This window comes from Actinomyces sp. oral taxon 175 str. F0384 (assembly GCF_000223355.1).
Taxonomy (GTDB): domain Bacteria; phylum Actinomycetota; class Actinomycetes; order Actinomycetales; family Actinomycetaceae; genus Actinomyces; species Actinomyces oris.
Genome location: NZ_AFUR01000001.1, coordinates 1318469 through 1333834 on the forward strand (window position 1 = coordinate 1318469; position 15366 = coordinate 1333834).

The following is a 15366-nucleotide window of genomic DNA, read 5'->3' on the forward strand; positions in this document are numbered from 1 at the left end:
CGTCGAGATCGCTGTGGGTCGTACCAGTATCGCCCGAGCAGATCGACTTGCCACAAGATTCACCGCTCGGTTCGCCACTGCGTCCGTTCAGCGATGCGGTCCAGGTAGGAACGCAGGTTGCGTCCGGCCTCATCGACCGAGTCCCCTCCGGTCTTGTCCAGCAGAAGATCGGCCAGAACCAGAGCAGTCATGGCCTGTGCAATGACCGCTCCGGGGACGACGGCACACACGTCTGAGCGTTGGTGCAGCCCGGTGGCGGGCTCGCCCGTGGCCAGGTCGACGGTGCGCAGGGCCCTGGGCACCGTGGAGATCGGCTTGAAGGCGGCCCGTACCCGCACGTCGGAGCCGTTGGAGATACCGCCCTCGATGCCACCGGCGCGGTTGGTGGACCGGGTGAGCGTTCCACAGTCCACTGAGACGATCTCGTCGTGAGCCGCTGAGCCCCGCCGGGCCGCCTCGGTGAAGCCGTCACCGATCTCCACGCCTTTGACGGCCTGGATCCCCATGAGCGCGGCCGCCAGGCGCGCGTCGAGGCGGCGGTCGGCGCTGACGTGGGTGCCCAGTCCCACCGGAACACCGGTGGCGATGACCTCGACGACGCCCCCGAGCGTGTCACCGTCCTTCCTGGTGGCATCGATCTCGGCGACCATGGCGGCACTGGTGGCCGGATCCGTGCAGCGCACGGGGTCGGCGTCGAGGCGCTCGGTGTCCTCAGCTCTCGGCGGGGGTACGTCGTCGGGCAGGGCAACCGATCCGATCCGCACGACGTGGCTGACCAGGCTGACACCGGCCACCTGCTCCAGGATGGCCTCGGCCACGGCCCCCAGCGCCACGCGGGCGGCGGTCTCGCGGGCTGAGGCCCGTTCCAGGACCGGACGGGCCTCGGGCAGGTCGTACTTGAGCATCCCCGGCAGGTCTGCGTGCCCGGGCCTGGGGCGGGTCAGCGGGCGGTTGCGGGCGATCTCGCGCTCGTCACCGGTGCCGGCGTCGATGAGCAGGTCGTGGGGGTCCACGGGGTCGGCGCTCATGACCGTGGACCACTTGGGCCACTCGGAGTTGCCGATCTGCAGGGCGACGGGGCTGCCGATGGTGCTCCCGTGGCGGATGCCGCCCAGGACCCGCAGCTCGTCGCGCTCGAAGGCCTGGCGGGCACCACGCCCGTGCCCCAGTCGCCGCCGGGCCAGTGCCGCCCGGATGTCCTCACTGGTGATCCGCACGCCCGCGGGCACGCCTTCCAGCACCGCGGTCAGAGCCTCGCCGTGGGACTCCCCGGCCGTCATCCATCGAAGCATGGGGTAGATACTCTCACACGCCGATGCCGCCGCCGGTGTCACCCGTCCTGGATCGTCGCTGTGGTGCGGGTCAGTTGGAGGTTTCCGAGGTATCCGTGGTGGGGGCGAGGGCCGCTAGGAGCGCGGTGCGCATGAGTTCAATATCGGGCTGCTGCCCGGTCATGAGCTGCACCTGAGGCACGGCCTGGTGCAGAAGCATGAGCCAGCCCGGGGCGAGGGCTCCCCCGGCCTGCGCCCAGGCACCGGCGACGGCGGTGGGCCAGGGGGCGTAGACGACGTCGAGCATGGCGGCTCCTGGGCGGGTGCCCTCGGCCTGGTCCAGGGCCTGCCTCAGTGGGTCTGCCAGCGGGTCGGCCGCATGCGCGGGCAGGGTCGAGATGACGACGTCGGCTGCGGCCAGACGCCGGGCCGCCTCGGTGTTGGAGGCGGAGTCGGCAGGCTTCCAGGTGAGGGTCTCCATGTCCAGCCCCATGCGGTGGGCGGCGCTGAGTGCACGACCGGGGCCGGCGTGTCGTCGGGCCACGACGGTGATCCGGCCGGCCCGGAGCTCTCCGAGCGCTGCGAGGGCGGAACAGGCGGTGGCACCCGATCCGAGCACCACGGCCTGCTCGATTCGCGGGCGGACGCCTGGGCAATCCGGTTCCTGTGTACGGGTGGTCTCCCGCAGCGCGCCGACAATACCGGCGACGTCGGTGTTGAAGCCGGCCAGGAGCGCACTTCCTGCGCCGCTGCGCTGTGCCACCACGGTGTTGACAGCGCCGACGGCCCCAGCGAGAGGGTCGATGACGTCCAGGCGCGCCAGGAGCGTCTGCTTGTGGGGCATGGTGACACTCAGGCCCGCCCAGGCCGGACCGGCCTGAACCGGAGCGGCCAGCTCGGCGAGCAGGGCCGACAGCGCCTCCGAGTCGGTCTCGCGCCGCTCGTAGGACCAGTCGTCCAGTCCGAGCCCGGCGTAGGCGGCCCGGTGCAGCACGGGTGACAGCGAGTGGCTCACCGGACTGCCGATGACGGCGGCGCGGTGGCGGATCTCCCCCGCCGGCGACTCAGCCACTCTTCTTCTCGCCGTTGCAGATCTCCTGGTTCTTCTTGCAGTAGTCGTTGAGCTTCTTGGTGTTGGTCTTCTGCTCCTCGTTGGTGGAGGCGAACAGAGTCTCGCCGGTCTCGAGGTTCACCGTGACGAAGTAGAGCCAGCTCCCGGCCGGCGGGTTGAGCACCGCCTTGATGGCCGCCTCGCCAGGGCTGCCGATCGGCCCGGGCGGGAGACCCTTGTGAACGTAGGTGTTGTACGGGTTGTTGGCGTCCTGAGTCTCCGCCTCGGTGGGGATGCCTCCATAACGTCCCAGGCCGTACTGCACTGTCGAGTCCATCTGGAGCAGGCCATGGGTCTCGCCGTCTGTTTGCGACAGACGGTTCTCAATGACCCTCGCTGCCTGCCCGTAGTACCGCTCACTGTTGACCTCGCGCTCGACGATGGAGGCCTTGGTCAGAACCTTCTGGTAGTCCTCCTTGGGCACCTGGAGCTCTTTGAGCTGGGTGACGGTCTGGGAGACCATCTTCTTGACCAGGTCCTTCGGCGTGGCGTTCTCAGTGACGTCGTAGGTGCCCGGGGCGAGCCAGCCCTCGACATTGCCGCCGGCCTCGGCAGGCAGACCGATGGCAGCGGAGTCGGCGTAGGCGGCTTCGATCTGCTCGTCGGTGAAGCTGCCGACCTTCTTGAGCCGGTCCTTGACGATCTGCTTGGAGACACCTGCGGGGATGGTCAGCGTGTGATCGCCCTTGCTCTCAGGATCGAGCAGCGCCTGGAGAGCGGAGTTGGCGGACATCTTCTTCTTGAGCTTGTAGGTGCCCGGCTGGATCGTATTGCCCTTCGGGTTGTTCTTCGCCGCATTGGTGAAGGCCTTGCCGGAGGCGACGACGCCCTTGCTCTGAAGGATGTCTCCGATGTCAGCCCCGGAGGCCCCCTCCGGGATCGTCACGGTGACCTCGCCCTCACCCTCACCCTTGTAGTCCTCGGCGTGAGTCGCCTGGGCGGAGGCGTCGCGCATGATCCCGATGGCCTTGTAGCCCAGGACGCCGACGGCCACGAGGGTGATGACGATGACAAGGCTGGTCAGCCAGTGCCGGCGCCGCTTGCGCTGACGGCGCTCGACCTTCTCCATGCGCCGCTGCCTGCGGCTCTTGGGCTTGTCCTTGGCGTCACCAGCGTCCTCATCGCGCTGGATGCCGAGCTCGGCGAAGAAATCGTCGTGGCTCACGCTCTGCCTCTCTTGATCGGGTGGACTCGCTCACCGGCCGGGACCCCGGACATCCGCTCAGTGGTGATGGCCTGTTCGAGGATGACGACCGCTGCCGCTTGGTCGACAATACCGCGGAAGCTCCTCTCCTTCAGGCCGGCCGCGTGCAGATCCCGGTGAGCAGAGACGGTGGTGAGCCGCTCGTCGACCAGCCGGACGCACACCCGCTGAGGCAGGCGGCTCGCCAGGTCTCGCGCCCACGCGCGGGCGTCCCTGGTTGAGCTCGAGCTGCCGCCGCCCATGTGCTTGGGCAGACCGACGATCACCTCGAAGGCACCGTACTCCTCGACGAGGTCAACGGCCTCGTCGAGGTCTGCACCATAGCGGTCCCGCCTGAGAGTTACCACAGGAAACGACAGGATCGCGTCCTGATCGCAACGAGCGACACCAATACGTGCCTTTCCGACATCGAAGGCGATGCGGACACCGGGACGGAATTGCGTCGAATCCGGTTGAGCCGATGAGCCTGTCACAGGATCTGCGAGATGGTACGGGGCGATCCGGTTTCCCGGATCAGGCCTGGATCTGCTCGGCCACGGCGCGCAGCGCCTCGTCGAGAGCCTGGGGGTTCTGACCACCGCCCTGGGCCAGGTCGTCCTTGCCGCCGCCTCCGCCGCCCAGAACCTGGGCGGCGGTACGCACCAGGGCACCGGCACGGATGCCCTGGTCACGAGCACCGGCATTGGTGGCCACCACCACGACCGGACGCGAGCCCACGACCGCGCCGACGGCGACGACGGCGGGCTCGGCGTCACCGAGCCGGCTGCGGGTGTCGAGGACCAGCGAGCGTACGGCATCGGCCGAGCCGACGGTCCCGAGGTCGGCTGAGGCAAGACGGACCTCGCCCAGCCGGACGGCGTCGGAGACGATGCCGGCCGTGCGCGCCGACAGCGCCGCCTGCTCGGCCGCGGCCAGGCGCTTCTCGGCGTCCTTCAGGCGCGTCATGAGGCTCTCGACGCGCTCGGGCAGGTCCTCGGGGCGGCCCCCGACCATGGTTGAGAGCTGGGAGACCAGCGCGTGCTCCTTGGCCTGGTAGCCGTAGGCGCCCTCACCGACGAGGGCGTCGATGCGGCGCACGCCCGAACCGATCGAGGACTCGCCCAGCACCGCGATGCGGCCGATGTGGCCGGTGCTGGGGACGTGAGTGCCGGCGCACAGCTCCTTGGACCAGTCACCCCCGATGGAGACGACCCGCACCTGCTTGCCGTACTTCTCCCCGAACAGGGCCATGGCGCCTGCGGCGCGGGCGGCGTCGATGTCCATGACCTCGTCGGTGACGGCCAGGTCCTCCGAGAGCCTGGCGTTGACCCGCTCCTCGATGCCGGAGATCTGGTCCGAGGCCAGGGCTGAGCCGTGGCGGAAGTCGAAGCGCATGCGGGAGGGCGAGTTCTCGCTGCCGGCCTGGGTGGCGTTGTCGGAGACGATCTCGTGGAGCGCCTTGTGCACCATGTGGGTGGAGGTGTGGGCTCGAGCGATCGCCAGGCGGCGCGCCGAGTCGATCTGGGCGAAGGCCTTCTCCCCGACCGCGATCGTGCCCTCGGTCAGGGTGCCGCGGTGGACGTGCAGGCCCTTGACGGGGGCCTGGACGTCGTCGACCTCGACGGTGCCGCCGTCGGCCAGCCGGATCGTGCCCTGGTCGGCGAGCTGGCCGCCCATCTCGGCCCAGAACGGAGTCCGGTCCAGGACGACCTCGACCGCGGCCGGGGCGGTGACGACGCTCTGCGGGACGCCGTCAACGAGGATCCCGGCGACGGTGGCATCGGCGGAGGACTCGGTGTAGCCCAGGAAGGTCGAGCCGCCGCCCATCTCCTTCTCCAGCTCGCGGAAGACGCGGATGTCGGCGTGTCCGGTCTTCTTGGCGCGCGCGTCGGCCCGGGCACGCTCCTTCTGCTCGTTCATGAGGCTGCGGAAGGCGCTCTCATCGACATCGACCCCCTGCTCGGCCGCCATCTCGAGGGTCAGGTCGATGGGGAAGCCGTAGGTGTCGTGCAGCTCGAAGGCGCTCTTGCCCGACACCAGCGGGCGCCCGGAGCGGCCCGCCTCCTTCTTGGCCGAGGCCACCGCGGTGTCCAGGATCGTGGTGCCGGCGGCCAGGGTGCGGCGGAAGGCGTCCTCCTCGCCGTAGGCCACTTCGGAGATGGTGCTCCAGCCGGTCTCCAGCTCGGGGTAGGAGGACTTCATGGCGTCCTTCGAGACGGTCAGCAGCGTGGGCATGGCGGCCTCGTCGACGCCGAGCAGGCGCATGGAGCGCACCGCCCTGCGGATGAGGCGGCGCAGGACGTAGCCACGGCCGTCGTTGCCGGGGCGCACGCCGTCGGAGATGAGCATGAGGGCCGAGCGCACGTGGTCGGCGACGACCCGCATGCGCACGTCATCGTGGTAGGCCTCGCCCGCCTCGGGGCCGGCCGAGCCGCGGCCGTAGACCTTTCCGGACAGCTCCTCGGCGGCCTTGATGACGGGGAAGACCTCGTCGATCTCGTACATGTTGGGCTTGTCCTGCATGATGAAGGCTAGGCGCTCCAGACCGGCACCGGTATCGATGGCCGTCTGGTCGAGCTTGCCCAGGAGCTCGAAGTCGTGGCCTTTGCCCTCTCCGCGCAGGAACTCGTCGAAGACGAGATTCCAGATCTCCAGGAAGCGGTCACCCTGGGTGTCGACGGCGGGACCGCCGTCGGGCCCGTAGGCGGGGCCGCGGTCGTAGTGGATCTCGCAGCAGGAACCGGCAGGGCCGGGCTGGCCCGTGGACCAGGAGATGTCCTTGAAGGGAAGGAGCTGGATCCGCTCGGCGGGCACCCCGATCTCACGGGTCCAGTAGTCGAGGGAGACCTGGTCCTCCTCCCAGATCGTCATCCACAGCCGGTCCCCGTCCAGACCGTAGCCGCCCTCCTCGCGGCTGCCTGTCAGCAGGCCCCAGGCGTAGGAGATGGCCCCCTCCTTGAAGTAGTCACCGAAGGAGAAGTTGCCGTTCATCTGGAAGAAGGTGCCGTGGCGCGTCGTGATACCGACGTTGTCGATGTCATTGGTGCGGATGCACTTCTGCACCGAGGCGGCCCGGGGCCAGGGGGCCTCCTCGGTACCCAGGATGTAGGGGATGAAGGGCACCATGCCGGCCACGGTGAACAGGATGGAGGGCTCGGGAGACACCAGGGAGACCGAGGGCCGGATCTCGTGCTCGTTCGCGGCGAAGTAGTCCAGCCAGCGGCTGCGGATCTCGGATGTGCGCATGGGGTCCTCATCCTGTTCGAGGTGTGCCCGGGCACTGCGGCTCTTGGGCCTGGTGCTGGGCGGGTGGACGGTGTGGTGTGGCCGACCGGCCGGCCAGGTACTCGGCGGAGACGGTGGAATCAGTCGCCTGCGGACGCGGAGCCGGTCGAGTTGCTCCATGGTGAGCGTACTCCCACGCCGGGGCGCCCCGAACCTCTCATGGGTCCGGGGCGCCCCGGCGTCAGGTGGGCGTGAGGGTCAGCGCGAGTAGTACTCGACGACCATCTGGACGTCACAGGTCACGGGGACCTCGTCGCGCTTGGGACGGCGCACCAGCGTGGCCGAGAGCTTCTCGAGGTCCACGTTGAGGTACTCCGGGACGGGGGGCAGCACGTCGCGGTGCGCACCGGCGGCGGCGACCTGGAAGGGCACCATCACCTGGGAGCGGGGACGGACCTGGATGGTCTGGCCGGGCTTGACGCGGTAGGAGGGGCGGTCCACGACCTTGCCGTCGACGAGGATGTGGCGGTGGACCACGTCCTGGCGGGCCTGGGCGATGGTGCGGGCGATCCCGGAGCGCAGAACGAGGGCGTCCAGGCGCATCTCGAGCAGCTCGACGAGGGACTCACCGGTCAGGCCCTGGCCGCGACGGGCCTCCTCGAAGACGCGCTGGAGCTGGGCCTCGCGGATGCCGTACTGGGCGCGCAGGCGCTGCTTCTCCTTGAGGCGGACGGCGTAGTCGGACTCGGTGCGGCGGCGGGCGCGGCCGTGCTCACCGGGGCCGTAGGGGCGGCGCTCGAAGTAGCGCACGGCCTTGGGGGTCAGCGGGATGCCGAGGGCGCGGGAGAGGCGCACCTGGCGGCGGGAGCGTGAAGAGCTCATGTGTGTCATTCCTGTCGGATCGATGGTCGCACGCCGTGGCGGGAGCCGACGGCGCGGGGTCAAGCCTCGGTTCGGGCCGGGACCCCAGGAGGTCCGCATCGTCGTCGGCCGGTGACACCTGCGGGAGGCGCCTGCCGTTTCCGATGTGGACAACTCGAGAACTCTAGCGTGCTCACCGGCGAAAACCCATGTCGGAACCGCCCGGTGTGAGACGGTCCTCAAGCTCTGCCCGGATGGGGTGCTCAAGGCGTACGCACTATCGCTCGTCGAGGATGCGCCTGACCGCCTCGAGGCGGGAGGCCAGCTGCTTCTCGAAGCCGTTGCCGGTGGGCCGGTAGTACCGGCTGCCCTCGAGCCCGTCGGGCAGGTACTGCTGGCCGACGACGGCGTGGGGAAAGTCATGCGGGTAGCGGTAGCCCTTGCCGTGCCCGAGCCCCTCGGCCCCGGAGTAGTGGGCGTCGCGCAGGTGAGCGGGAACGGCCGCGGCCTTACCGGCCCGCACATCGGCCAGTGACTCGTTGAGCGCCGCGGTGACCGCGTTGGACTTAGGAGCGGTGGCCACGGCGAGCGCGGCCTCGGCCAGGATGAGCCCGGACTCCGGCATCCCGATCATGGCGACCGCCTGCTGGGCGGCAACGGCGGTGGACAGCACCGTGGGGTCGGCGAGGCCCACGTCCTCGGCGGCGTGAATGACGATGCGGCGGGCGATGTAGCGGGGGTCCTCCCCTGCGGCGATCATGCGCGCCAGGTAGTGCATCGTGGCGTCGGGGTCCGAGCCGCGCATCGACTTGATGAAGGCGCTGATGACGTCGTAGTGCTGGTCTCCGGCGCGGTCGTAACGCACCGCTGCCACGTCCGCGGCCCGCTCGACGTCGGCCACCTCGATGAGGGGCGACGAGCTGGAAGCAGGTGTCTGCGCCAGGACCGTGCCGGCGGCGGCCTCCAGCACGGTGAGCGCCTTGCGGGCGTCGGAGCCGGCCATGCGCACGATCTGCTCGCGCGCCTCCTCGCTGATGCCCACGGTGCCGGCCAGGCCCCGCTCGTCATCCAGCGCGCGATCGATCAGGCGCCCGATGTCATCGGCCCCCAGAGGCTGGAGCGTCAGAAGCAGGGAGCGGGACAGGAGCGGTGAAACAACGCTGAAGGACGGGTTCTCCGTGGTGGCCGCGATGAGCGTCACCCACCGGTTCTCCACGCTCGGTAGCAGGGCATCCTGCTGGGAGCGGGAGAATCGGTGCACCTCGTCGATGAACAGCACCGTCTCCTCCCCCGCCGCCAAACGGCGCCGGGCATCGGAGACGACGGCGCGCACGTCCTTGACGCCGGCCGTCACCGCTGACAGCTCCACGAACCTGCGGCCACTGCCCCGTGCCACCAGGTAGGCCAGCGTCGTCTTGCCGGTTCCGGGTGGGCCCCACAGGATGACCGAGGACAGGGAGGAGCTAGACGGCCGCGCGGCGGCGCCCCGTTCACCAGCATGGGAGCCCCCGCTCGCCTCGGCCGGCTCCACGAGGCGGCGCAGAGGCGATCCGGGGGTGAGCAGGTGTGCCTGCCCCTGGAGTTCATCGAGCGTGCGCGGACGCATCCGCACCGCCAGCGGCGCGTGGGAGTCCACGGGGATCCCGGCGTCATCCGTGCCGGCCGACTCGAACAGGTCCATGCACCGACCCTATCTCCCCTGACGCCGGCCCCACGGATGCACGATCTCCAGGAACTTGCAAGGCCTCACGCGAAGGCGGGCCCGGCAAGCAACACGAGCTCAGCGATGGCCGAGTCGGCCACAGATCGGTCACAGGAGGCTGACGTCTCCGGCACCCTCACGCAGCACCTCGGGGACGTCGTCGGTCAGGTCGACGACGGTGGTGGGCTCCCCCTGTCCGACCGGCCCCTCGATGACGACGTCGATGAGGTGCCCCAGCGAATCCTGGATCTCCCATCCGTTGGTCTCGGGCTCCTCCTGGCCGGGCCGGATGAAGGTGGAGGACAGGATGGGAGCGCCGAACTCGGCGACGAGGGACTGGGTGATGGCGTGGTCGGGGATGCGCACGCCCAGCGTGTGCTTCTTGGGGTTGAGCGTCATCCGGGGCACGTCCTTGGTGCCCTTGAGGATGAAGGTCCACGGCCCAGGGGTAAGCCGCTTGATGAGCCGGAAGGCGTTGTTGCCCACGATGGCCAGCGGCCCGACCTGGGCGAAGTCGGCGCACACGAAGGTGAAGTTGTGCTTGCCGTCGAGCTGGCGGATGGTGCGGATCCGGTCCAGCCCATCCTTGTTGCCCGGCGCACAGGCCAGGGCGTATCCGGAGTCGGTGGGGTAGGCGACCAGGCCGCCGTCGCGCAACGTGTCGACGACCTTCTCAACCAGACGCACCTGCGGGTTGACGGGGTGGAGCTCGATGTAACGTGCCATGCCCCCACCCTACCCCGGGTGATGGTTCTCACATAGCGTTCTGGGGACAGACGGGTGTCAGCAGCCAGGGATCTGGTGGGCGACGTCGGAGAAGACGCCGGTGGCCCCCCAGCTGAAGAGCTCGTCGGCTCGGCTGGGCGAGTTGACGGTCCAGATGTTGACGCCGTAGCCCGCATCCCGAAACTCCTGGACCTGCTGCCGGGTCAGGCCGGAGTCCTCGGGGTGGATGAAGTCGGCGCCCACGATCTCAAGGGTGCTCCTCCAGTCACCCGACAGCGCACGACTCTCGTAGAGGCACCCCACGGGGACCTCCGGGGCGCGCTGCTTGAACAGGTGGAGCAGGAGGTGACTGAAGGAGGAGACGATGACCTTGACGTCGGGGCGCAGGCGCTCGAGCTGTGTGATGACGCCATCGATGAGGCGCAAGGTCGCCTCCTTGCCGGTCTCGTTGGGCTTGATCTCGATGTTGGCGTTGAGACCACTGTCGTTCATGAGGTCGATGAGATCGCTCAGGGCGGGCAGCGGCTCACCCACAAACCGAGGGGAGAACCAGCCTCCGGCGTCGATGCCCGCCAGATCGGCCGCCGTCAGGTCGTCGTACCGACCGGTGCGATTCGTGGTCCGGTCCAGGGTGGAGTCGTGGCAGATGATGACTGTTCCGTCGGCGATGACGTCGACGTCGGCCTCCACCCACTTCACCTGATGATCCACTGCACAACGGAAAGCGGCCATGGTGTTCTCCGGGGCGAGCGAGCTCAGGCCCCGGTGCCCGAAGATCATGCGCTCGTCTCCGCGTACGCACCCTCCACTGTCTGAGGTCACCGATGACATGGCCGGAATGCTACATGAGCCGCACGAACGCACTCCGCGGAAGAACGCTTTGACATCAAGGCAAGTTGATATAAAATCCCTTGTATGCGAAAGGTCGCGACACCACCGGAGGCCCCCCTTGGGGAGGACTCGGCCGTGGTGCAGCTGTTCAAGGCGCTGGCTCACCCCATGAGGGCGAGCATCGTCTACCGCCTCATCAGCTCACCGGCTGACGTCACCGAGCTGGTGACGTTCCTCGGCGTCTCCCAGCCCCTGGTCTCGCACCACCTGCGGGTCCTGCGCAACGCCCACCTGGTCGAGTCGGTCCGCGACGGCAAGCGCCAGAGCTACTCCCTCATTGACGACCATGTCGCATCCATCTTCATCGACACCCTCGAGCACACGAAGGAGCACGATCATGACTGCCACCACTGAGCACCGCCCCGCTGAGGCCCACCAGCACACCCACGGCCCCGACTGCGGGCACCTGGCCGTCATCCACGGAGACCACGTGGACTACATTCACAACGGCCACGCCCACCACGAGGACAACGGCCACTACGACGAGTGCGACACCTGCTCGTGCGAGCACTGCTCGGACCCCTGCGCCGTGTGCGAGTGCGAGGACTGCACCTGCCCCACCTGCAACCACAACACCTGCTCGTGCGAGCACTGCTCGGACTCCTGCTCCTCGTGCACCTGCGAGGACTGCACCTGCCCGACCTGCACGCACGCCGCCTGAGCGACTCAGTCAGTCACCCCTGGACGGGCTCCGCCTTCAGGAGGTGCGCCCCTGTGAGGGCCTTTTGCCGAATGACGTATGTCGGCAGGAGGCCCTCACGGTTTGCGGCAACGCTGTAGCCGACGGCACCCGGAGCAGACGGTCAGTGGGAGGCCCCTGGACGATGAGGCTCAGGGAATGGCGGGTTTGCACCGATGCGCACGCGCAACGATCATGTGCCCATGAGCAGTCCCCTCCCTGTTTCCGGTGCTTCTGGGCACGTTGCACCGCCTGTGCCCGGTGTCCGTCTGGGACAGGTGCTGGGTCAGGGAGGATTCGCCACCGTCTACGCCGGGGAGCAGGTCTCGTTGGGGCGCCCAGTGGCTGTCAAGATCGACTCCAGGCCGCTGCACGACGAGCGCAACCGCCGACGTTTCATGCGGGAGATGGCGGCCGCCAGCCGGATCAGCGGGCACCCGAACGCGGTCTCGCTGATCGACTCCGGAGTGCTTCCCGACGGGCGCCCCTACTTGGTCATGGAACGCTGTGACGGGGGCTCCTTGGCCCAGGTCCTGCAGCGCGGCGAGATCAGCGCCGCTCAGGCCGTCAGCATCGTCACGGCCGTGTGCTCCGCCCTGGGCGCCGCTCACGACGCCGGGGTTCTCCACCGCGACATCAAGCCCGGAAATATCCTCATTGACGCTTATGGAAGCCCGCGTTTGAGCGACTTCGGCCTGGCCGCCGTCCAGCGCGAGGGCATCGATTCCTCCGTCACCCTGGAGACGATGACGCCGGACTTCGCTCCCCCGGAGGCCTTCACCCTGGCCGCGCCCTCACCCAGGGGCGACGTGTGGTCGATGGGGGCCGTTCTCTTCGCGCTCCTGACCGGACGCGGTCCTCGACGCACAGCCGACGGCGCACCCCAGAGCCTGCCGGAGATCATCAACCACCTGTCGGTGCCCATCGACACCTCCGACGCGCGCATCCCCGAGGCGTTACGCCCGCTGCTCGACCGGGCGCTGCACCCCGACCCCGCTCAGCGGTACCGCGACGGCAATGAGCTGACTGAGGCACTGACTCGGGCCGGCGGGCTCTCGAACGGCGCGTTCAGCACCCCTCACTCGGCGCTACGGGATTCCCACCCCCTGCCTGCGGTGATCTCGACGCCCACAGCCGGATCGCGCCGCTCGAGCAGGGCACTGATGCTCCTGGCACTGGGGGTGACAGCGGGCGTCGTCATCTCCGCCGCTGTGCTGGGCGCCGTCAGGCTCATCGACTCGGTGCCGTCAGCGAACCGGGCGGCCCAGGGGGCCTCTGCCTCGCCCGTGCTACATGCCGGGGCCCGAGCGGAGCAGGGCGCCGGCAGCCGCCCCTCGGCCACGGTACGGGCGACCGTGCCCGGCTCCCGGAAGGCCTCGCCCTCCCCGACAGCCGCCCCGACTCCCGTGCAGGTCAACGCCCAGGGCATCCCCTACTCCGACGACATGCCGTGGCCTCTGGGGACCTGTCTGAGCCGGACGACCTCGGTCGTGGGCGGCACGAGCGTCAGCCAGGTCGACTGCTCCCAGGCCGACTGGATCGTCTTCGCCGGCGGAACCTTCGATCCGGCCACGACCGCTTCCAGCGCCACCGAGGCCATGGCGAATGACCCTCAGGTCGAGGCCGCCTGCACCAGCGCCTACGCGCAGCGCTACGGACTCGACCTGTCCACCAGCTACACGATCAACACGCTCGGTCCCAATGATGAGGAGTGGGCCGCGGGCAGTCGGGGTTTCGCCTGCGTCCTGGGCCGGTTGTAGAGCTGCCGAGCCAGTATCGATGTTTCAAGGCATCGACGGGTGCGCGCCAGATCATTCGTTCTGACACGCACCCGTCGACCATCTCGGTTTGCCGTGGGCCCTGTGGGCTCTCAGGCCTTGTTCGCTACCTCAGGCTTATCGGCCGTGTCGGGCTCGGCGTCAACCCCGGCCTCCTTGCGCTGCTCGGGCGTGATCGGGGCGGGCGCCTCGGTCAGTGGGTCGAAGCCACCACCGGACTTGGGGAAGGCGATGACGTCGCGGATGGAGTCGGCCCGGGTCAGCAGGGAGACGATGCGGTCCCAGCCGAAGGCGATGCCGCCGTGCGGCGGAGCACCGAACTTGAAGGCGTCCAGCAGGAAGCCGAACTTCTCCTGGGCCTCCTGCTCGCCGATCCCCATGACGTTGAAGACGCGCTCCTGGACGTCGCTGCGGTGGATACGGATGGAGCCGCCTCCGATCTCGTTGCCGTTGCAGACGATGTCGTAGGCGTAGGCCAGGGCGCTTCCCGGGTCGGTGTCGAAGGTCTCCAGGCACTCGGGCTTGGGTGAGGTGAAGGCGTGGTGGACCGCGGTCCAGGCGGACTTGCCCAGGGCCACGTCGCCGTCGGCCTTGGCCTCGGCGGAGGGCTTGAACAGGGGGGCGTCCACGACCCACACGAAGGACCACTCGTCGTCGTCGATGAGGCCGCAGCGCTTGCCGATCTCCAGACGGGCAGCGCCCAGCAGGGCGCGCGAGGAGTCCACGGGCCCGGCGGCGAAGAAGATGCAGTCGCCGGGCGCGGCGCCGGCGGCCTGGGCCAGGCCCTCGCGCTCGGCGTCGGTGATGTTCTTGGCGACGGGTCCGCCGAGGGTCCCGTCCTCGGCGATGGTGACGTAAGCCAGGCCCTTGGCGCCGCGCTGCTTGGCCCACTCCTGCCAGGCGTCGAAGGTACGTCGGGACTGGGAGGCCCCTCCGGGCATGACGACCGCGCCTACGTAGGGGTTCTGGAAGACCCGGAAGGTGGTGTCCTTGAAGTAGTCGGTCAGGTCCACCAGCTCGCAGCCGAAGCGCAGGTCGGGCTTGTCCGAGCCGTACCTCTCCATGGCGTCGTGGTAGGTCATGCGGGCGATGGGCGTGGGCAGCTCGTAGTCGATGAGCGCCCACACCTCACGCAGCACGTCCTCGGCGACGGCGATGACGTCGTCCTGCTCGACGAAGCTCATCTCCACGTCGAGCTGGGTGAACTCGGGCTGGCGGTCGGCGCGGAAGTCCTCATCGCGGTAGCAGCGGGCGATCTGGTAGTAGCGCTCCATGCCGGCCACCATGAGGAGCTGCTTGAACAGCTGCGGACTCTGCGGCAGGGCGTACCAGGAGCCCGGTGCCAGTCGAGCCGGGACCAGGAAGTCGCGGGCGCCCTCCGGCGTGGAGCGGGTCAGGGTGGGGGTCTCGATCTCCACGAAGTCATGGGAGTCCAGGACTCTGCGGGCGGCCTGGCTGACCTTGGCCCGCAGGCGGATGGCGTGCTGCATGGCGCTGCGCCGCAGGTCGAGGTAGCGGTAGCGCAGACGCGCCTCCTCGCCGACCTGTCCGGCGTCCTCGGCGTGGTCGGAGACCTGGAAGGGCAGCGGCGCGGAGGCGTTGAGAATCTCGACGTCGGAGACGACGACCTCGATCTCGCCGGTGGGCAGGTTCGGGTTGGCGTTGCCCTCGGGCCTGGCGCTCACCTCCCCGGTGACGGCCAAGACGTACTCGGCGCGCAAGTCGTGGGCGATCTCCTCGCGGATGACGACCTGGGCGATCCCCGAGGCGTCCCGCAAGTCGATGAAGGCAACGCCTCCGTGGTCACGACGTCGATCCACCCATCCGGTGAGGGTGACGACCTGGCCGATGTCTGAGGCGCGCAGAGAGCCTGCGTTTCGGGTTCGCAGCACGGTGCTGAGTTCCTTCCGTGTGGGGCACTGAGCCGGTGCCCGTCGGG

The 15366-nt window shown here is 69.0% G+C and carries 13 protein-coding genes; 3 read left to right on the top strand and 10 right to left on the bottom strand.

Going from position 1 to position 15366, the window contains the following annotated elements; genetic code table 11:
• Window positions 1-59 precede the first annotated feature (59 nt).
• The 9 genes from aroC to HMPREF9058_RS05570 all read right to left on the bottom strand — a co-directional run bounded on the left by aroC (window position 60) and on the right by HMPREF9058_RS05570 (window position 10910).
• On the bottom strand, window positions 60-1292 hold the full coding sequence (aroC, locus tag HMPREF9058_RS05530; RefSeq protein ID WP_043537657.1) for a chorismate synthase: 1233 nt from the start codon (window positions 1290-1292) through the stop codon (window positions 60-62).
• Window positions 1293-1362: 70 nt separating this feature from the next.
• Window positions 1363-2343, bottom strand: coding sequence for a shikimate dehydrogenase (locus tag HMPREF9058_RS05535; protein ID WP_009406273.1), 981 nt, complete (start codon window positions 2341-2343; stop codon window positions 1363-1365).
• Window positions 2336-3547, bottom strand: a complete 1212-nt coding sequence (gene mltG, locus HMPREF9058_RS05540) for an endolytic transglycosylase MltG (protein WP_009405606.1) — start codon at window positions 3545-3547, stop codon at window positions 2336-2338. The genes HMPREF9058_RS05535 and mltG overlap by 8 nt, the downstream gene beginning before the upstream one ends.
• A complete protein-coding gene (gene ruvX, locus HMPREF9058_RS05545; RefSeq protein WP_009406284.1) occupies window positions 3544-4059 on the bottom strand; it encodes a Holliday junction resolvase RuvX in 516 nt (171 codons plus the stop codon). Before ruvX ends, mltG begins: the two co-directional genes overlap by 4 nt.
• A 40-nt stretch (window positions 4060-4099) precedes the next feature.
• Window positions 4100-6811: an alanine--tRNA ligase gene (gene alaS, locus HMPREF9058_RS05550; RefSeq protein ID WP_009747542.1), complete on the bottom strand. Its 2712-nt coding sequence runs from the start codon at window positions 6809-6811 to the stop codon at window positions 4100-4102.
• 237 nt (window positions 6812-7048) lie between these two features.
• Window positions 7049-7672, bottom strand: coding sequence for a 30S ribosomal protein S4 (gene rpsD, locus HMPREF9058_RS05555; RefSeq protein ID WP_009747225.1), 624 nt, complete (start codon window positions 7670-7672; stop codon window positions 7049-7051).
• A 256-nt stretch (window positions 7673-7928) separates the two neighbouring features.
• Entirely contained in the window at window positions 7929-9332 is a 1404-nt protein-coding gene (locus HMPREF9058_RS05560; protein WP_009406229.1) for a replication-associated recombination protein A, read from the bottom strand.
• Between the two features lie 129 nt (window positions 9333-9461).
• On the bottom strand, window positions 9462-10079 hold the full coding sequence (locus HMPREF9058_RS05565) for an L-threonylcarbamoyladenylate synthase (protein WP_009406373.1): 618 nt from the start codon (window positions 10077-10079) through the stop codon (window positions 9462-9464).
• Window positions 10080-10136: 57 nt separating this feature from the next.
• A complete protein-coding gene (locus tag HMPREF9058_RS05570) occupies window positions 10137-10910 on the bottom strand; it encodes a glycerophosphoryl diester phosphodiesterase (RefSeq protein ID WP_043537658.1) in 774 nt (257 codons plus the stop codon).
• Between the two features lie 84 nt (window positions 10911-10994).
• On the opposite strand from HMPREF9058_RS05570, the gene HMPREF9058_RS05575 reads away from it, so the two are divergent.
• From HMPREF9058_RS05575 to HMPREF9058_RS05585, 3 genes are all read left to right on the top strand, one after another.
• The gene (locus HMPREF9058_RS05575; RefSeq protein ID WP_004564836.1) at window positions 10995-11324 is read left to right on the top strand and encodes a metalloregulator ArsR/SmtB family transcription factor; all 330 of its coding nucleotides are present in this window, start codon (window positions 10995-10997) and stop codon (window positions 11322-11324) included.
• Complete coding sequence (locus HMPREF9058_RS05580) at window positions 11308-11631, top strand: hypothetical protein (protein ID WP_009405546.1); 324 nt, start codon at window positions 11308-11310, stop codon at window positions 11629-11631. Before HMPREF9058_RS05575 ends, HMPREF9058_RS05580 begins: the two co-directional genes overlap by 17 nt.
• 221 nt (window positions 11632-11852) lie before the next feature.
• The gene (locus HMPREF9058_RS05585; protein ID WP_050798015.1) at window positions 11853-13409 is read left to right on the top strand and encodes a serine/threonine-protein kinase; all 1557 of its coding nucleotides are present in this window, start codon (window positions 11853-11855) and stop codon (window positions 13407-13409) included.
• A gap of 110 nt (window positions 13410-13519) precedes the next feature.
• On the opposite strand, the gene aspS is transcribed toward HMPREF9058_RS05585, so the two are convergent.
• The gene (gene aspS, locus HMPREF9058_RS05590) at window positions 13520-15319 is read right to left on the bottom strand and encodes an aspartate--tRNA ligase (RefSeq protein WP_009405780.1); all 1800 of its coding nucleotides are present in this window, start codon (window positions 15317-15319) and stop codon (window positions 13520-13522) included.
• Between the last annotated feature and the right edge of the window lie 47 nt (window positions 15320-15366).